Genomic DNA, 17,543 nt, shown 5'->3' with positions numbered 1-17,543 from the left:
TCAGTGTTTGGCTGAATAACCAGATCACCGATCTGAAGTTCAATGAGGTCCCCTGTGGGAGCGAGCCTGCTCGCGAAGACGGCGTGTCAGTCACCATCATTGTTGAATGACAGATCGCTTTCGCGAGCAGGCTCGCTCCCACAGGGGATCTGTGCTGAACATCAGGTGCGGTGGTCAGTAATCCCCACGCTTGCGAAACGCCCAGCGCCCGGCAATCACGGTAAACGTCGCGACCAGCGCCACCAGAATCCAGAACCCCTCGGGATCCGTCGCCAGCGGCACGCCGCCGACATTCATGCCGAAGAAGCCGGCGATGATGTTGATCGGCAGCGCCAGCACCGTGACCACGGTCAGGGTGAACAGCGTGCGGTTGCTCTGTTCGTTGAGGTTGGCGGCGATTTCTTCCTGGAGCAGTTTGATCCGCTCGCCGAGGGCGGTGAGGTCGTTGATGATCAGCGCAAATTCCTCGGTGGACTTGCGCAGCTCCTTGACGTCCTCCTTCTGCAGCCACGGCGGCGGCCGGTTGAGCAGGCGCAGCAAGGAGCCCGGCTCCAGCGCCAACAGGCGTTGCAGGCGCACCAGCACCCGACGGTTGGCACCGAGTTCGGCGCGGTTGGTCGACAGCCGTGAGGAGAGCAATTCGTCCTCGACCAGATCGACGCTCATGCTGGTCTTGCGCACGATCTGCGTCAGCACTTCGCCCTGATCGCGCAGCAGGTGCACCAGCAGTTCCGACGGTGAGCGAAAGCATTCGCCGGCCTTCACCGACGAACGCAGTTTGTCCACCGAGTGCAGCGGTTGCAGGCGTGCGCTGACGATCAGTTTGCTGCGCACACAGACCCACAGCGTCGACACGTCCGAGGACACCATGCTGCTGAGGTTGAACACCACGTCGTTGACTACCGCCAGCAAGGCCGAGTCCACGTGTTCGATGCGCGTCGAGCGCGAACCTTCGTGCAGCGCCTCGAAAAACTCTTCGGGCAATTGCAGATGGCTTTTCATCCAGCGCTCACACGCGGCGTGCGCCAGGTTCAGGTGCAGCCAGAGGAATTCATCACGGTCGCTGTCGTCTTGCAAGCAACGCAGGGCGGTCGCCGAATCGACTTCGCGGCCACGCTCACCGGGACGAAAACGGAAGCCGTAAAGCAGACCGAACAAATCAGGATCGCGATGACTGAGGTCGAGGCTGTGGTTCATGGAGGCTCGCTGCGAGGAGGGCGTCTGGCGTGGAATTTTCAGATTCACCTGAGCCGCATCATCGCAACCGGATATGACACTTGTGTGACGAAAAAATGACGCCAGATCAATGTCTTACCGGCGGTCGGATTCTCTTCAAGAAGCGCTCTGGTGCGCCGATCACGCTTGGGTTACGTTGCGCGCGCTTGGCCATGAGCCAAGGCTCGCCGACACGGATGTCCGGCAAAATTCCACGCCTTATCGGGCGTGCCTCATCCCTGTCCTGAGTATCTCGCGATGCTGCAAAAATCCCTGAGAGCACAAATTCTCGCCCTGCTGAGCGGCAGCCTGCTGGCGATGCTGTTGATCGCACTGGCCTGCTTTCATTTCCTGTCCAATGGCGTGCAGAACTACAGCCAGTTGATCGCCGGCCCCTTGCACACCTCACAATTGATCGACGAGGCCAACCTTCAATTCAAGGTGCAGGTGCAGGAGTGGAAAAACGTCTTGCTGCGCGGCAAGCAACCGGCGGACCTGGCCAAATACTGGAGCCAGTTCGAAGATCGTCAGCGCGATGTGCAGAACATTCTCGGTGAACTGGCCGGCCAGAAAGGCCTTGAGCCGGCGCTGATAACCCGCATCGAACGCCTGCGTGAAGAGCACCGCCAACTCGGCAGCGCCTACCAGAAAGGTCGCGATGCCTACGTCGCGGCCGGTGCCGATCCAACGGCTGGCGACAGTGCGGTCAAAGGCGTGGACCGCGCCACCAGCGATCAGATGAGCGAACTGGTCGCCGAGCTGCGCAAGCAGGGCACCGAACAGTCGGCGCAAATCAGCGCCAGTGCCGACAGCACCGTGCTGCTGGGGATTGTGGTGATGCTCGGTTCTGGCCTGCTGATCGGCATGCTCAGCCTGTGGCTGGTCAACCGCAACCTGATCGAACCGATCCGCAAACTGATCGATTACGTCACCCAGTTGAGCCGTGGGCGCCTCGCCGAACGCGTTGCCAACGCCCGCCAGGACGAGTTGGGCAACCTTGCGGCCGCCGCCAATACCCTGCGCGATTTCCTCGCTGAAACCTTCACTCACCTGCAACGCAGTGCCAGTGATCTGGACAGCGCCAGCGGCGAGTTGAATGCGATCGCCACGACCATGGCCGGCGGTACCAACGAGCAGTTCAACCGCACTGATCAGGTGGCCACGGCGATGAACGAAATGTCTGCCACCGCCCAGGAAGTCGCTCGGCATGCGGCGGATGCGGCGCGCGCTGCGGACGATGCCGATCAATCCGCCCAGCAGGGTGAAAAGGTCATGCAGGGCACCATCCACACCATCACCCGGATGCGTGGCGAAATCGCCAACACCGCTGAAGTGATTCGTCGCCTGGAAAGCGACAGCGGGCGCATCGGCAAGGTGCTGGAAGTGATTCGCGGCATCGCCGAACAGACCAACCTGCTGGCGCTCAACGCAGCGATTGAAGCGGCACGGGCCGGTGAAGCCGGGCGTGGTTTCGCGGTGGTCGCCGATGAGGTGCGCAACCTTGCGCAGCGTACCGCCGAGTCGATCATCGAGATCAACCAGATCATTCAGAACGTGCAGACCGGTGCCGTGGATGCCGCGCAAGCGATCGAAAGCGGTCAGGCGCGCAGCGACGAAAGCGTCGAACAAGTGACTCAGGCCGGTGCGATGCTGGAGCGCATCACCCATGCGGTGGAAGCGATCCGCGACATGAACCGCCAGATCGCCACCGCCGCCGAAGAGCAAACCTCGGTGGCCGAAGACATCTCGCGCAACCTGACCGAGATCACGTCCATCGCCAGCACCAACCTCAACAGCGTGCAGCGCACCGAAAGTGCCAGCCAGAATCTGCATGGCCTGTCCGGGCAACTCAATGAGGTCACCGCGCGCCTGAGCGCCTGACGTCCGCCGACGTGTACCGGTTCGGTTACCGAGTCGGTACACAGTCGATCTCAAATCCGTGCGACTACCGCCGATGGCCGGTTATCTATAACCGGCATTGGAGCCAGCCCATGGTCAGCATCACCTCTGTTTCAATCAATCAGACCGTCACCACCGCCACCAGCAAAACCAAAATCAGCGACGCCAGTGAAGACACCTCGGCCACTGCAACCAGCAGCGCAAGCGTCAGCGCCGATACCAGCAAAGTGGCGGCCGGCGGGGGCGCGGCTCCGGCAGGCGACAGCAGTTCCGACAGCAGCGGTGAATCGGATTCGGTGAAAGCACTGCGCAAGCAGATCGCCGAGCTGCAAAAGCAATTGCAGGAGCAACAGCAAGCGCTGCAAGCGGCTCAGGCCAAGCAGGAAGACGCTGATGCCAAAGCGGCTGACGTGGCCTCCGCCGAGTCGCAAATCTCCAGCACCTCGGCTTCGTTGCAGACGGCGACGGCGGCGTTGTTGCAGGCGTTGCAGGATTCCGGGTCGAGCAGCTCGGGCTCGCTGGTCAGCACGTCGGCCTGATTTCTCAAGAGCACTGAAGGTCCAATGTGGGAGCGAGCCTGCTCGCGAAGGCGCAGTGCCAGTCGCCTCAGATGTGGCAGACAGACCGCTTTCGCGAGCAGGCTCGCTCCCACAGGGATCCAAGGTGTGCTTTTCAGGCAGTGGGCAGGCTGAAGGTGAACAGCGTGCCGCTCTGTGCGGTGGATGCCACATGCAAATGCCCGCCATGGGACTGGGCGATCTGGCTGGCGATATACAGCCCCAGACCGAGCCCGGCCTGTGGCGTGCTGGCGCTTGGGCGCGAGTAAGGCTGGAACAGATGCGGCAAAACCGCCTCGGGAATATGCCCCTGATTCTTCACCGCCAGCATCAACACGTCGTGCTCGACTTGCGCAATGACCTCAATGTCACCCGCCGGGTCGCCATGGGCCACCGCATTGGCCAGCAGGTTCGACAGCAGTTGAGCGATCCGCGCGCGGTCACAGGGCAAGCCCTGCAAGTCGCCGATGGACGCGTGAATGGTGCGTTGCGGATGCACGTTGCGAATCTCCGTCACCACTTGCTGCACGGCTTCGGTCAAATCGGCGCAGGGCTGGATATCCACCGGAATGCCCTTGCCCAAGCGTCCGCGAGCAAAGTCGAGTACGTCATCCACCAGCCGGGTTGCCCGTTGCGCACTGCCGAGGATATTGCGTACCCGAACGTCGATGGCCGGATCCGGATGCTTGCGCAGGAGCATTTCGGCGCCGGCGCTGATCGCGAACAACGGGTTACGCAAGTCGTGGCCGAGCACGGCAATGAACTGTTCGCGCAACTCGGCGGTTTCGCGCTCCTGCAACAACGCGGTTTCGGTGAGCTGCGCGTTTTCCTCGGCTTCGATCTGCAACGCAAGCATCCGCGCGAACGACTCCATGGTGCTCTGGATGCTGCTGGACTTGAGCTGTGCCGGGTTCGGATCGAGGGCGCAGATCGTGCCGAAAAAGCGCCCGTCGGTGCGGAACACCGGCACCGAGATATAGCTCTCGAATTTGTACAGACGCGGGGTGTGATGATCGCGGTAGAGCGGGTCTTCGCTGGCCTTGTCGATCACCACCGACGTGTGCGCAGCGCGGATTTCGTGGCACAGCGTGGTGACCACATCCAGTTCGCCACCGACCTGCAGGCCAAAATCCAGCTGATCGAGGACGGCGCAGGCTGTCCACGAATCTTCGGTAACCCGCGCTACGGCGGCAAAGCGCAGGCCGGTCAGTTCGCGGATCACCTGAAGGATCGCCGGAACCGCGCTGATCCGTCCGATTGTCGCGATGTCTGCTGCCGCTGTCTGCCTCATGCCCATCGTTCTCGGCTGCAATCGTTATCTGATGGTCGCCATACTAGCGGTCTGATGGCGGTTTTGGCATCCCTTCAGGCGGCATCCGCGTGATTCGCCGGGCAACGGACGCAAAAAAGCCGCACGATCGCTGATCGTGCGGCTTTGCGTTGGCGGTGTATCAGGTGTCTTGCTTGTTGCTCAGCACCTTGCCGGTGGTGGCATCGAAGTCGACGTCATACTCTTTGCCGTCGGCGGTTTTCAGCTCGACTTCGTACTCGTAACCGTTGAAGTGGTTATCCAGATCGGTGTCGGTGATGGTCGCACCCGGATGCAGTTTCAGCGCCTCGGCATTCATCGATTCCAGCGACTTGATCTTGCCGGATTTGACCAGCTCAGGGATCTGGTCGACGCGTACGTCGGCCTGGGCCAGACCAGCGGTGAGGGTCAGGGCAGCGGCGGTAAACAGGGCAGTCAAAGTTTTCATCGGGTCATTCCTTGGGTTGTTCGTTGAAGTGGGCTCAGGTTAACCACCACAACTTAATTCACCCTTAAAACCCCGAATACAAAACGGGCAAGCCATGCCCGACACAAAACCTGTGGGAGCGTGGCTTGCCCGCGATCAAGGCGCCTCGGTTTTTTCAGATCAGAACCCGTTGTTCTTCAACACCTGATCGACACTGGCGCTGGCTGGACGCTTGTAGAACTTCAACAGTTCGCTGGCGCGGTTGGTGAAGATGCCATCAACCCCGGCCGCCATGACTTTCTCGAAGTCCACCGGCTCATCGACGGTGTACACGTGCACCAGCATGCCCTGATCGTGGGTGTACTGGTTCATCCACGGTTGCACCAGATCCGAGTAGCTCTGATCGCCACTCTTGGTCAGTTTGGCAGAGGGACCGGTGCCGATGGCGCCGTGAGCCTTGGCGAAATCCACCCATTGCTTGAATTCGGCTTCGGACTTCGGCTCCTGTTTGCCGTAGAACACGTTCTTGTCCTTCTCGCCGGACTCGGCAAAGGTCACCTTGGATTTTGGCTCGATGCTGCCTTCGCCGACCCACAGAAGCAGGATCTTCGGTACTTGCGGCATTTCCTTTTGCAGCAGTTCGAGGCTGTTCTTCTCGAAAGTCTGCAGGATCACTTTGCCTTTGCCCTGGCCGACGCCCAGTTCGCTCTTGGCCAGTTTCGAACCGGCCGGGCTCAGCCAGCCGCGATCCTGCAGCTTCTCTTTGAGGTCATGCTCGATCCCCGGAAACAGTTGCGGTTCCTTGGTTTCGATATACAGGCCCGGCTTGTGTTTCGGGTTGGCCTGAGCGATGTCGATGATTTCGTCGAGGGTGAGGATTTTCAGCCCGGCATAGGTCGGACGCGCGCGATCCGGGTAAGCCTTGTTGTACCAGCTGCCGGCGTCGAGGGTTTTCAGTTCGGCCATGGTGAAGGCGGTGGCCGGGCTGTCCTTGCGTTCGGGGAACTTGGTGGCGACGTCGGTGGTGCGTTGCAGGTTGTTGTCGTGCAGGGCGAACAGCACGCCGTCCTTGCTGCGCTGCAAGTCCATTTCCAGGTAGTCGGCGCCGAGGTCGCGGGCCAGTTTGTAGGAGGCGGCGGTGGACTCCGGCGCATCGAAGGACGCGCCACGGTGTGCGATCACGGCTGGATGCGGGATGCCATGGGCGGCGGCCAGCGCGTTGACGTCAGTCGCGGCGGCGTGGGCCTGGCCGAGACCGAGCATCAGGCTCAGCATGAGGGCGCTTTTGGTGAAAGTGGCGGGCATGTTCGAGTTCCTTTCGCAGGGCATTTTCAAAGACGTACCTTTTAACAACTGAATCGGTTGCGTGCTATCGCCAGACCGACATAAACGTATTAAAAGCGATTTTTCCTGCACTTTTGTGGCGCGGTTTGCAGTACGCTTGGCCTCGGCAGACGCTCCGGCAGAGGGCGCGCCGAGTCTGTTGCCCTGCGTGTAAACCATCGATGATTTTTCGTGAGGTTTACCATGCGCATCACTTCCCAACTCATCTGTCAGGCCGCCGATGACCTCAAGGGTTTTGTCGGCCTCAACCGCAAGACCGGTAAGTACATCGTGCGTTTCAGCGAGGATTCGTTCGGCATGGACGTGGCCGATGACGGCATTATTCCTGTGAATGAATTTGTCTGGGCGCCAGTGACGCCGCAGACCATGACGCTTAAACGCGAGCTGATTCAGTTGCTGCTGGACCAGAACATCGATGAGCGGATCAACATCACCGAGCCGTTGCGGGTGTACATGAGCAAGGTTGAGGTGCCGGAGATTGTGGCGGTGCGCAGTCTGGTGCAGGGCTGAGGTTTTTGTATTGACGCTACTGGCCGCATCGCGGGCAAGCCACGCTCCCACAGGTTATTCGTTGTTCTGAAGATCACGCAGTACCTGTGGGAGCTGGCTTGCCAGCGATGAGGCCAGTGAGAACACCACCCAACTCCCTACCCAAACCGATACTCGCGCTCCACCCGACACACCCGCGTCTGAAACTTCGAATACCACTGCGCCCGCCCGCGCGCCTGAATCTCCCGGTGCTCGGGATGCTCGCGCCAGGCCAGAATCGCCGCCTCGCTCTCCCAGTAGGAAATGGTGATCCCGACGCCATCTTCCCCGCGAATCGAATCAATCCCGAGAAACCCCGGTTGCTGGCTGACCAGCTCCATCATGCGCTCGGAGGCCGCCGCGTAACCGTTGTCACCCTCGGTGCGGGTCGAGGTGAAAATCACCGCGAAGCAGGTTGGGGCCGGTTTCATTGCCGTTGCTCCACGCACGCTTCGACGAACGCCCGCACCAGTGGCGGGATCTGGCCCTTGAGCGCTGCGCGTTCCGGCTGGAACAGCGTGGCGACAAAAAACACATGGTCAGTCAATTCGATCGCGCGCAAATCGCCCGCCGAATCGTGCCCTACGGCGCGTAGCTGATGGGTCAGCAATTCTTGTTCGAACTGCGGATTCACACCGAATCGGCAGCGATAACCTTCATGAATTTCAGACGTTTCGTACGCCTTGGCGATCAACGAACCGGCGACCAGATGAATGCTGTCTACCGCCTCCACCAACGAACAGGTCAGCGGCGTCAGTACCGCTCGCGGCGAATCCGGTGACGTTTCGCCATGCTCGGCATCGACCCAGCCCAGCACATTGCGGGAAAATTCCAGCAGCGCATGCTGAAAACCGCCGCAGGTACCAAGGAACGGGCGCTGTTGTTCGCGGGCAAAACGAATCGCCCTGAGTGCACCGGCCTCACTTTTGTAGGGGCTGGCCGGGACGCACCAGAAGCCGTCGTAGTGTGCCAATGGTGTATCGACGTGGATTTGATCCGTGGCCAGCCAGTCGAATTGCACATTGTGGCCGGACTGCTCGGCGATCATGCCGAGGGCAACGGGGATCGCCTGGTGGGCGGTGACTTGCGGGTCGTGATCGCCGATCAGGGCGATGGAAATGGCGTCCATGGGATTTCCTTGATTTGAGTGAGTAAACCTCTGTGGTGAGGGTGTGCAGTTGTCGATCACCGGGGCTCACTATAGATTGGCGTTCACGCACTCAATATTGGCGTTTTCCCAAGTGATCAATGCAGCGACGCACTATCGACTCGACTACCCGGATCTGGCGCTGATCCTTGCGTTGGTGCGCGGCGGCTCTCTGGCCCGGGCGTCGCAGTTGCTCAGGGTCGACGTGTCGACGGTGTTTCGCGCAGTGCGTCGTCTGGAGTCGGCGCTGGGCCAGCAGTTGTTCGAAAAGAGCCGCGCCGGTTATTTGCCCACCACCCTCGCGCAGACGCTGGCCGAGCAGGCCGAGCGCGCCGAGCAGGCGCTGGAAGCGGCGCGAATCGGTGTCGAGCAGGGCGGGGAAGTGGTCAGCGGTACGGTGCGCCTGACCTGTACTGATTCGGTGCTGCAAGGCCTGCTGTTGCCGGCGCTGGCGCAGTTCATGCCGAACTACCCGGCGTTGACTCTCGAGCTGAGCACCTCCAACGATTTCGCCAACCTCAGCCGGCGTGATGCCGACATCGCCCTGCGCCTGACGCGTACACCGCCGGAGCATCTGGTCGGACGGCAACTGGCGAAGGTTTCCTACCGGGTCTGCGCCAGTGCGCGTTATCTGCAGAATGTGGATGCGACGGATCTGGCAGCGCTGACCTGGATCGCCCCGGACGAGTTTCTGCCGGATCACCCGACCGTCGCCTGGCGCCGCCAACAGTTGCCCGGCGTGATCCCGAGTTATCGCTGCAACAGCATGCTCTCGGTGACGGAACTGGTGCGCGGCGGTCTCGGCGTGGCGGCGTTGCCGGACTTTCTGATCACGGAAGGTTTGCAGCCCCTCAGCGCACCGCTGCACGGCTATGACACCGCGCTGTGGCTGCTGACCCGCGCGGACTGCCGCGCATTGCGCGCGGTGGTCACGCTGTTCGATGAATTGGGGCGGGCGCTGCGTTTGCCATGATCAGCGTTGCGGATCCTGGCAGATGTGCGCATGCAGTTCGCGGGTCAGGCCTTCGATGCGTTCAGTCAGGCTCTTGGTCATCTCGGTGAGTCGGGTGTTCTGTTCCAGCAATTCGAGCAGTTGCGCGGTGGTCTGTGCGGCCTGCGCCTGGCGCTCGCTGTTGGCCACCGCCAGCGCTTCACGGTGTTGCGCGTCGGCGTCCGACTGCGCCTTGTCCCGCGCGGCCTGTCGGGTCTGTGCCAGCAGAATCAACGGCGCGGCGTAGGCGGCTTGCAGGCTGAACGCGAGGTTGAGCAGGATGAACGGGTAGACGTCGAACTGCGTCACGCCCGAGACGTTGAGGCCGATCCACACTGCGACGATCAGCGTTTGCGCGCCGAGAAACAGCGGCGTGCCAAAGAACCGCGCGAAGGCCTCGGCACGCAGGGCGAACGCGTCGTTGCCGAAGGTGGTGTTGAGGTGGGCGTGGGGGCGGTGGAAGCGCAGGTGATCGACCGGGGCGGGCGCGGGGACATCGGGTTTTTCTGTGGTCATGGTGGGCTCGGCAGGACTTGGGACTGGAGGTCACTATAGCCCTGCATCGAGGCTGATGGCCTTTTCGCGAGCAGGCTCGCTCCCACAGGTTCCGGGTTGATCACAAGTCAAGTGATCGACTCAATCCCAGTGGGAGCGAGCCTGCTCGCGAAAGCCGCGACGCGGTCTCTTAGCCCGGCGCCCGCTCATTGGCAAACATGCTCACCGCCTGCACCGCTTCACTGGCGCCATCGCGTATCTGCAGAATCACACTGCCGGCCTGATCCGCCAGTTCAACGCCTTGCGCCGCCCGCCCGCGGGTGCCTTCCATGCTCTTGATCGCCTGCCGTGTCTCGCTCTGGATCAGGCCGATCATGCTGGAAATCTCCGCCGTCGAGCCGCTGGTGCGCGCCGCCAGTTGCCGCACTTCGTCCGCCACCACGGCAAAACCGCGACCCTGATCCCCGGCGCGCGCCGCTTCAATCGCCGCGTTGAGCGCTAGCAGATTGGTCTGGTCGGCAATCGCGCGGATGGTATTGACGATCGCGGTGATCTGCTCCGAGCGCTCGCCAAGTTGCGCAATCAGCGTTGATGACTGCGCGATGTCGTCAGCAATTTCACGCATTTCGCTGGCCGCCTGCTGGATCACCTGAGTCCCTTGCTCGGCGACTTTCCGGGTTTCCACGGAGATGTGATAAGCGGCGCTGGCGCTACGGGCATCGTGCTCGTGCTGCTCGACGCGGGCGGTGACGTCCGTGGCGAATTTCACCACTTTGCACAAACGCCCGGCGGCGTCGTACACCGGGTTGTAGTTGGCCTCCAGCCAAATACTCTGGCCGCGCTTGTCGACGCGTTCGAACTGACCCTGAAACAGCTCACCCTGATTCAACCGCCGCCAGAAATCCTCGTAGGCGCTGCTGTTGACCAGCTCCGCGCGGCAGAACAAGCGGTGATGTTTACCCTTCAGTTCAGCGAGCGTGTAACCCATGCGCGTCAGAAAATTCTGGTTGGCGGTGAGAATGCCGCCGTTGAGGTCGAATTCAATCACTGCCATCGCCCGGTCGATTGCCTGCAGTTTGGCGTTGGCCTCGCTTTCCTGCTGCACCTTGGTCGTCACGTTCATGGCGAACTTGACCACTTTGACCACGCGTCCCGACGCATCCTTGATCGGGTTGTAATTGGCTTCCAGCCAGATCGGCTGGCCCTGGCTGTTGATCCGCTCGAAGGTGCCGGACTGGAACTGGCCGTTTTTCAGGCGCGACCACAGTTCGGTGTATTGCGCGCTGCGGCCAAACTCCGGAGTGCAGAACAAGCGATGAGGCTGGCCGATCACCTGTTCGGCGCGGTAGCCCATGGTTTTGAGGAAGTTGTCATTGGCCTTTAACACCACACCGTCAAGGTCGAACTCGATCACCGCCATGGAGCGATTGATCGCTTCAAGCAGGCCGTTTTGTTCGGTGATGGTGTGTTGAAGATCGTTGAGTTCGGCCTGGTGGCGTTTGAAAAACATAGAGGCAGTACCTGGAAGTAGGGAAAGACGAGGTTTGTGTCCCTGTTTCCGCGCTGGCAGAGCAAATGCCGGGTCAGCATTTGTCATTGACTGCAAAGTGCCAGCATCCAGGCTGACGAGCAGATCTTATACAAACTGCATTAAGTTGTACAAGAAATTGCGAATCAGTTTTTTCAAGGCTGAGGGCGGGGGCGTCTTCTTAGCCCGGACTGCTCAGCGCCACGCTGATGGTGTTGCGTCCCGTGTGTTTGGCGGTGTACAGCGCTTTGTCGGCGTCATCCAGCCAGGCAACCGCGTCGCTGTACGACGGCTGAAACCGGGCCAGACCAATACTCAGGCTGACGCGCAGCTCTGGCACATCCGGGTGCCGATATTGGTCCAGCGCCTGACGCAATCGTTCCATTTGCGCCTCGGCTTTATTGAGTGGCTGGTCGGGCAGGATCAGGCAAAACTCGTCGCCGCCATAACGGCCGGCCCGTTCACCTTCGGCCAGCAATCCTTTGAGTGCCTGGCTCAGCTCACGCAGCACGGCGTCGCCAACGATGTGCCCATAGTTGTCGTTGATGCTCTTGAAGTGATCAATGTCGATCAGCGCCAGAATATCCTGGGTGTGGTTTTGCTGACATAGCGTGAAATGCGTGTGCAGCAGATCCTTCCAGGCGCCGTGATTGAGCAGCCCGGTGAGGCTGTCGGTGCGGCTCAGGTCTCGGAGGGCACGCTTGTGCTGCGCGAGTTTGATCGCCAGTTGGTAACAGACCATGCCCAGGGCCAAAGGGTACAAGGTGAGCATCGGCAGGCAGGCCCAAACCTCGACTTGCGTCATCGTCAGGCTGAACTTGAAGCCGAACATTAACCAGCCCAGCGTCACGCCGGCGATTTGGGCGAGAGCGCCCAGCAGGAACAGACGTCGTCCACCGGCGGCGACATTGTTCATGGTCATCATCGACAGGATGGTCACGGTGGTCAGCGGATTGAACTGAAAGCACGCGGTCCAGAAGCCCCCGCACAACGAGTCGTACAACAGGTTGCGGCGTTCGGCATGGTAGGGGAAGGTCGAGCGGGTCGAAATCTGGTAGGCCAGATGCGGCCAGATAAAACCGTTAAACACCAGCAGCGCCCAGAGCCAGTTCGGCATGTGCAACGGATACAGCGCGGCCGCGACGCTGAAAAAGCCGACACCCAGACCGATGATCCTGGGCAGATAAATGCGTCTGGCGAATGACAAGCCTTTGCCGCGTTGATTTTCCATGATGTCCTGCGCCAGATTCATCCTGAAATACTTTGAAGTGTTTTTTCAGGTTGACCGTTCGTCGGTCAATTGTCGGACATTGTCATTTATTCCAACGGGAATAATCAGTGTCCTTCCGAGCCATTTAATCGTGGCGGGGCGCAGGAGAGGGCCGGTTTAGAGCTGGTATCTGGCCAGAAACATCTCCATGGCCGACTCGGCCACGGCTTTTTGCGTGTCTGCATCCAGCGGCGGCAGGCCCATGGAAATCTGCGGCCAGAAACCGAACGACTTCAACAGCCCTTGCACCTGCTGCGCGGCGAATTCTGCGTTCACGGTTTTCAGCCGACCATCCGCCAGTGCAGCGCGAATCCACACCGTCAGGCCTTCTTCGCGCTCGCCCATGCGCGCCACCATGTCCTGCGCGCGCTCCGGGGAATGGATGGTGGCGGCAATCGCCACCCGTGCCAGCCCGAGAAAGTTGTCATCGGCCATCATCTGCAGTTTAGCCAGCAACATGGGCAGCAGTTGCTCGCGCAGCGGCTGATCCGCGCGATAGGTCACGGCTTGCTCGTCGGTAATCCGTGCCCAGAGTTGGTTGAGAATTTCGGCGAACAGCTCTTCCTTGCTGGGAAAGTGGTTGTACACCGTGCGCTTCGACACCCCGGCGGTGGCCGCGATTTTGTCCATGCTGGTGACCTCGAACCCGTTGGCACGGAATTCGGCAATTGCCGCCTGGATGATGGCTTCGCGTTTGCGGTCGGTGAGGCGTTGTGGAGCTGTCATAAGTACGCTTCGGCAGAGAAGGGGGTGGAATTACACTTGGCAGTTTACTTGTCATCACGTTTCATGCAACCTAGAAACTACACCGCCCAGTGTAATGTTGCGTTAATCCGCGCAACCTAAAAACAGACAGTTCGGCTGATGCGTGCGTGCCTTGGCCATTTATCGTCCCACCGTGAAAAACCGTGAATTGCGCGGTTTTTCTGGAGTCTCTCAGTCATGGCCAATTCAGATATTTCTGCGGATCAAATTTCCACGCCTGAAGCCTCTCGCCAGGATCAAGGGCTATTCCGTAACCATGCGCCGGTGCAACGTGAAGGTGGGCGCAAGATGCTGCGGATCATGTGGAACATGATTTTCAACAAGCCGCGCAATACCCGTCCCGCCGCTGCGATCCCGGTGCAGTCGCTGACAACTGAAGACCTGCTGGCCGCGCCTGACCACAGCGTCTATCGCCTCGGCCACTCGACCCTGCTGCTGAAAATGCGCGGCAAATTCTGGATCACCGACCCGGTCTTCGCCGAGCGCGCTTCGCCCGTGCAATGGGCCGGCCCGAAACGCTTTCACCAGCCGCCTATCAGTATCGACCAGTTGCCGCCGATCGAAGCGGTGATCCTCTCGCACAACCACTACGACCACCTCGATTACCAGGCAGTGCTGAAACTGGCGGCCAAGACCAACTACTTCCTGACCCCGCTGGGCGTCGGCGATACCTTGGTCAAATGGGGCATCGATGCCAGCAAAGTCCGCCAGTACGACTGGTGGCAGGGCACCGAAATCGCCGGCATCCGCTTCGTCGCCACGCCGTCGCAGCACTTTTCCGGCCGCGGCCTGTTCGACAGCAACAGCACGCTGTGGGCCTCGTGGGTGATGATCAATGGCGACACCCGCATCTTCTTCAGCGGAGACAGCGGCTACTTCGACGGCTTCAAACGTATTGGTGAACAATACGGCCCATTCGACCTGACCCTGATGGAAACCGGCGCCTACAACGTCGAATGGCCGCACGTGCACATGCAACCCGAAGAAACCCTGCAAGCGCACATCGACCTCAAGGGCCGCTGGCTGTTTCCGATCCACAACGGCACCTTCGACCTGGCCATGCACGCCTGGCACGAACCGTTTGATCGCATCCTGTCACTGGCCTGGGAGCGCAGTGTGGCGATCACCACGCCGCAAATGGGCGAGGCGTTCAACCTGATGCAACCACAGCGCGGGAGTGCGTGGTGGTTGGCGGTTGAAGGGGAGAGTGAAGGGGTGGTGCAGAACGCCTGATGAGTTTCAGGTTAAGCAAATACCACTTCAATTCGGCCCTCTTTCCGTGACCGGGGGGCCGATTTCACTACGATCTGAACGTCTCGTCCAAGATGCGAGAGGCACTCCATCATCTTGGCTTCACTGATGCCGCGAAATTTCCCCCGCAGCATTTCGGATAGCTTGGGCTGAGATAATCCAAGAATTTCAGATGCCTGAATTTGAGTGAGATGGCGTGCCTTGATGATCTCGCCGATCTTCGCCGCGAGCTGAGACTTAACCTGCATTTCACTGGCATTGGGTAATTCGAGGTCTTGGTAGACGTTCCCGCTACCTTCTTCAATTTCTATCATTTTCTGATCCTTTCGCGTGATTCTGAGCGGCTCGAAGTCGGTTTCGGATCAGATCAATGTCGGACTGGGCGGTTTTGATTCCGCTATTCGACTTCTTCTGAAAGCAGTGCAATACATAAATGGCACTGCCGAAACGAACCGTATAAATGGCCCGGTAGGTGTTGGTGTCGAAGTCTTCGATCAACTCCAACACACCCGCGCCTCCGAAACCTTTCAGGGGTTTTGCATCCGGATGCTTCAAGCCACTCTGGGCCAAATCCAATGCGTAACCAAAAACATCCTGTACGTCTGTGGGCATCTGCTTGAGATCTTTCTTACTACTGCAGACCCACAAGAGCGGCTTCCTTGCACTCATGCGAAAATATACCTATTTAGGGATAAATATCAACTTGCCTGTTCATTCAGCTATCGCATAATCCCCACGCCCCACGGCTTCCGAAGGTGCGCCCATACTCGCACTGCGCCCCGGCGCAAACCCCGGAAAAAACACCAACCCCTGCGCCTCAAATCGATAAGCCAACGCCAGCCGCGCTGCTTCCGCCACGTCCTGCTGCGCTTCAAACCGCTGAATGTCGTCCACCGCAACCTCCGCCTCGCGCGACAGTTGTTCCACGCTCCAGCCCAGCATCGCTCGGGCCTGGACGCAGTGCGTCGGGGTGAACTGGAAAAGGGCAATGCGTTCGAGGATGTGGTTCATCGCAAGAGAGGCCATGGTGTGCTCCGGGCTCAAGAGTGCTGATTGAAAATGTACTGGGTTTTTGTACAGTTGTTTTTGGCCGGGATCAAACGCATTTTTTGATTTGCCCTAGTTCGCCGCCTCCAACCAGACGGACGGTGCCTGGCCGAGGATGCGCCGGAACATCGTCGAGAACGCCGCCGGGCTCTCATAACCGAAATCCAGGGCGATCCGCGTCACCGCTTCACCGGCGGACAACCGCGCCAGCGCCAGCACCACGCAGGCCTGTTGCCGCCATTGACTGAAGCTCAACCCGGTCTGCTGCCGAAACAGTCTGTTGAAGGTGCGCAAGCTTATGTGCAACTGCTCGGCCCAGTGTTGTGGCGACTGATGGGCGTTCGGCTGATGCAGAAAGTTCTGACACAAAGCCAAGAGCTTTCCGTCGGTCGGCAGCGGAATGTGCAAGGGCAGAGGGGCACTGCGCGCCAGTTCATGCAGCAGCAAGTCGATCAGTACACCATCGCGTCCTTCGAGGTCATAGACCAGCGGCACTTCCACCGCCTCCATCAACAAGTGCCGCATCAACGGCGAAACGCTGATCACCTGGCAGCGCTGCCCCAACTCCACCGACCCCGGCTCGATGTACAGACTGCGCGTGCTCACGCCCAGCATCAGCACCTCATGTGCCACTCCCGGCGGAATCCACACCGCCCGTTGTGGCGGCACCACCCAGTTGCCGTCATGAGTACGAACCTGCATCACCCCGGTCGCGCCGTACAACAATTGCGCCCGTCGATGCGTATGAAACGGCAACAGATGGCCGTGGGAATAATCCGTACCGATCGCCACCACCGGGCGCGGCGTGTCATCCAGTAGATTGATCGAAACATTGCGCATCGAGCGTTTCCAGGCAGTTGGCGTAAACGCAAACATTATTGGCTGAGTTGCTGAAGCAGGCCAAGCCGCGTCGCTCTATCGTCGACCGCTCCCCATCACCGGAAGACGCGCCGTGTTCTACCTCCTGCTGACCCTCTTCGGCTGTATGAGCGGCATCACCGCTGTGCTCTTCGGGTTCGGCGGCGGCTTCGTCGTCGTCCCGTTGCTGTACCGCATGCTCAGCGCCAGCCACGGCGCTGACGACCCCATCGGCCAATCGGCCATGCACATCGCCGTCGCCACCTCGACCTGCGTGATGATCGTCAACGCCCTGATCGCCACCGACAAACACCGCCGCGCCGGCAACCTGATCCGCCATTACCTGTGGCCGCTCGGCGGCTTCATCGCCCTGGGCGCGATCATCGGCGCGATCGCGGCGGTGTGGGTCAGCGGCGAGGTCATCCGCTACGCCTTCATCGCCTACCTCGGCGTGACCATCATCGACTGCCTGCTCAGACGCGGCTTTCTCACCCGCAGCGAAGGCGTCATCCCACGCCGATTGAATCGCAAGGAAATATCCGCCGGCGGTGTAGGCATCGGCGCCATTGCCACGTTCCTCGGCGTAGGAGGAAGCGTCATGACCGTGCCGCTTCTGCGCCGCTGCGGGTTGAGCATGTCTCAATCAACGTCCATGGCGAATCCGTTAAGCGTGCCGGTAGCCGTGGCCGGAACGCTGACGTACATGGCGCTGGCCGGTTACAGCGAGACGGATCTGGGCGCGTGGTTTATCGGGTACGTGGATTTGCTGGCGTTTACGGTGCTGACGCTCGGGTCGTTGGTCGGGATTCGGCTGGCCACGCCGTGGATCGGGCGGATACCGGATCGGGTGCATGCTTGGGTGTACATCGCTTTGCTCATGATGGTGATGATCAGCATGTGTGTGAGTTGATC

General features: G+C 60.3%; 19 protein-coding genes and 2 pseudogenes. 6 read left to right on the top strand and 15 right to left on the bottom strand.

Annotated features, from left to right (window positions below):
- Positions 1–174 precede the first annotated feature (174 nt).
- A complete protein-coding gene (locus tag ACYZUM_RS18830) occupies positions 175–1,197 on the bottom strand; it encodes a transporter (protein ID WP_473061005.1) in 1,023 nt (340 codons plus the stop codon).
- 276 nt (positions 1,198–1,473) lie between these two features.
- Here ACYZUM_RS18830 and ACYZUM_RS18825 point away from each other — a divergent pair, with 276 nt between their 5' ends.
- Both ACYZUM_RS18825 and ACYZUM_RS18820 read left to right on the top strand, forming a co-directional pair.
- Entirely contained in the window at positions 1,474–3,096 is a 1,623-nt protein-coding gene (locus tag ACYZUM_RS18825; protein ID WP_473061004.1) for a methyl-accepting chemotaxis protein, read from the top strand.
- A 110-nt stretch (positions 3,097–3,206) separates the two neighbouring features.
- Positions 3,207–3,653 carry a hypothetical protein gene (locus ACYZUM_RS18820; protein ID WP_108183559.1) on the top strand — a complete coding sequence of 149 codons (447 nt, stop codon included), beginning with the start codon at positions 3,207–3,209 and terminating at the stop codon, positions 3,651–3,653.
- A 133-nt stretch (positions 3,654–3,786) separates the two neighbouring features.
- On the opposite strand, the gene ACYZUM_RS18815 is transcribed toward ACYZUM_RS18820, so the two are convergent.
- From ACYZUM_RS18815 to ACYZUM_RS18805, 3 genes are all read right to left on the bottom strand, one after another.
- A complete protein-coding gene (locus tag ACYZUM_RS18815; RefSeq protein WP_473061003.1) occupies positions 3,787–4,962 on the bottom strand; it encodes a GAF domain-containing sensor histidine kinase in 1,176 nt (391 codons plus the stop codon).
- Positions 4,963–5,122: 160 nt separating this feature from the next.
- Complete coding sequence (locus tag ACYZUM_RS18810) at positions 5,123–5,428, bottom strand: PepSY domain-containing protein (protein ID WP_041066459.1); 306 nt, start codon at positions 5,426–5,428, stop codon at positions 5,123–5,125.
- 159 nt (positions 5,429–5,587) lie between these two features.
- Entirely contained in the window at positions 5,588–6,712 is a 1,125-nt protein-coding gene (locus ACYZUM_RS18805) for a glycerophosphodiester phosphodiesterase (RefSeq protein WP_473061002.1), read from the bottom strand.
- A 222-nt stretch (positions 6,713–6,934) separates the two neighbouring features.
- On the opposite strand from ACYZUM_RS18805, the gene ACYZUM_RS18800 reads away from it, so the two are divergent.
- Entirely contained in the window at positions 6,935–7,261 is a 327-nt protein-coding gene (locus ACYZUM_RS18800) for a DUF2025 family protein (RefSeq protein WP_473061001.1), read from the top strand.
- Between the two features lie 137 nt (positions 7,262–7,398).
- Here ACYZUM_RS18800 and ACYZUM_RS18795 read toward each other — a convergent pair whose 3' ends face one another.
- Positions 7,399–7,710, bottom strand: a complete 312-nt coding sequence (locus tag ACYZUM_RS18795; protein WP_473061000.1) for an antibiotic biosynthesis monooxygenase family protein — start codon at positions 7,708–7,710, stop codon at positions 7,399–7,401.
- Positions 7,707–8,408, bottom strand: a complete 702-nt coding sequence (locus ACYZUM_RS18790; protein WP_473060999.1) for a CTP synthase C-terminal region-related (seleno)protein — start codon at positions 8,406–8,408, stop codon at positions 7,707–7,709. The genes ACYZUM_RS18795 and ACYZUM_RS18790 overlap by 4 nt, the downstream gene beginning before the upstream one ends.
- Positions 8,409–8,457: 49 nt before the next feature.
- Here ACYZUM_RS18790 and ACYZUM_RS18785 point away from each other — a divergent pair, with 49 nt between their 5' ends.
- On the top strand, positions 8,458–9,399 hold the full coding sequence (locus ACYZUM_RS18785) for a LysR family transcriptional regulator (RefSeq protein WP_041066609.1): 942 nt from the start codon (positions 8,458–8,460) through the stop codon (positions 9,397–9,399).
- Here the strand turns inward: ACYZUM_RS18785 and ACYZUM_RS18780 are convergent, their stop codons facing one another.
- From ACYZUM_RS18780 to ACYZUM_RS18760, 5 genes and pseudogenes are all read right to left on the bottom strand, one after another.
- Positions 9,400–9,933 carry a DUF1003 domain-containing protein gene (locus tag ACYZUM_RS18780; protein ID WP_041066470.1) on the bottom strand — a complete coding sequence of 178 codons (534 nt, stop codon included), beginning with the start codon at positions 9,931–9,933 and terminating at the stop codon, positions 9,400–9,402. It abuts the gene before it with no gap.
- 169 nt (positions 9,934–10,102) lie between these two features.
- Positions 10,103–10,540 (bottom strand): annotated as a pseudogene (locus ACYZUM_RS18775) (methyl-accepting chemotaxis protein); the annotation flags it as partial.
- 108 nt (positions 10,541–10,648) lie between these two features.
- Positions 10,649–11,332 (bottom strand): annotated as a pseudogene (locus ACYZUM_RS18770) (PAS domain-containing protein); the annotation flags it as partial.
- Positions 11,333–11,621: 289 nt separating this feature from the next.
- Positions 11,622–12,671 (bottom strand): diguanylate cyclase, encoded by a 1,050-nt coding sequence (locus ACYZUM_RS18765; protein ID WP_473060998.1) that lies wholly within the window; start codon positions 12,669–12,671, stop codon positions 11,622–11,624.
- A gap of 156 nt (positions 12,672–12,827) precedes the next feature.
- Positions 12,828–13,436, bottom strand: coding sequence for a TetR/AcrR family transcriptional regulator (locus ACYZUM_RS18760; RefSeq protein WP_027612615.1), 609 nt, complete (start codon positions 13,434–13,436; stop codon positions 12,828–12,830).
- Between the two features lie 216 nt (positions 13,437–13,652).
- Between ACYZUM_RS18760 and ACYZUM_RS18755 the strand changes: the two genes are divergently transcribed.
- Positions 13,653–14,708, top strand: coding sequence for an MBL fold metallo-hydrolase (locus ACYZUM_RS18755; RefSeq protein WP_086794664.1), 1,056 nt, complete (start codon positions 13,653–13,655; stop codon positions 14,706–14,708).
- Positions 14,709–14,719: 11 nt separating this feature from the next.
- Here ACYZUM_RS18755 and ACYZUM_RS18750 read toward each other — a convergent pair whose 3' ends face one another.
- The 4 genes from ACYZUM_RS18750 to ACYZUM_RS18735 all read right to left on the bottom strand — a co-directional run bounded on the left by ACYZUM_RS18750 (position 14,720) and on the right by ACYZUM_RS18735 (position 16,613).
- Positions 14,720–15,040 carry a helix-turn-helix domain-containing protein gene (locus ACYZUM_RS18750; RefSeq protein ID WP_047295878.1) on the bottom strand — a complete coding sequence of 107 codons (321 nt, stop codon included), beginning with the start codon at positions 15,038–15,040 and terminating at the stop codon, positions 14,720–14,722.
- Entirely contained in the window at positions 15,027–15,395 is a 369-nt protein-coding gene (locus tag ACYZUM_RS18745) for a type II toxin-antitoxin system RelE/ParE family toxin (RefSeq protein WP_473060997.1), read from the bottom strand. Before ACYZUM_RS18745 ends, ACYZUM_RS18750 begins: the two co-directional genes overlap by 14 nt.
- Positions 15,396–15,437: 42 nt before the next feature.
- Positions 15,438–15,752, bottom strand: a complete 315-nt coding sequence (locus tag ACYZUM_RS18740) for a helix-turn-helix domain-containing protein (RefSeq protein ID WP_473060996.1) — start codon at positions 15,750–15,752, stop codon at positions 15,438–15,440.
- 93 nt (positions 15,753–15,845) lie between these two features.
- Positions 15,846–16,613, bottom strand: a complete 768-nt coding sequence (locus ACYZUM_RS18735; protein ID WP_473060995.1) for an AraC family transcriptional regulator — start codon at positions 16,611–16,613, stop codon at positions 15,846–15,848.
- A gap of 112 nt (positions 16,614–16,725) precedes the next feature.
- On the opposite strand from ACYZUM_RS18735, the gene ACYZUM_RS18730 reads away from it, so the two are divergent.
- Positions 16,726–17,541, top strand: a complete 816-nt coding sequence (locus ACYZUM_RS18730; RefSeq protein ID WP_473060994.1) for a sulfite exporter TauE/SafE family protein — start codon at positions 16,726–16,728, stop codon at positions 17,539–17,541.
- Positions 17,542–17,543 lie beyond the last annotated feature (2 nt).

Source organism: Pseudomonas sp. m6p, from assembly GCF_055760375.1.
Note: the sequence above shows the minus strand (reverse complement) of the source record. Positions and strands in the feature narration are given on the sequence as shown.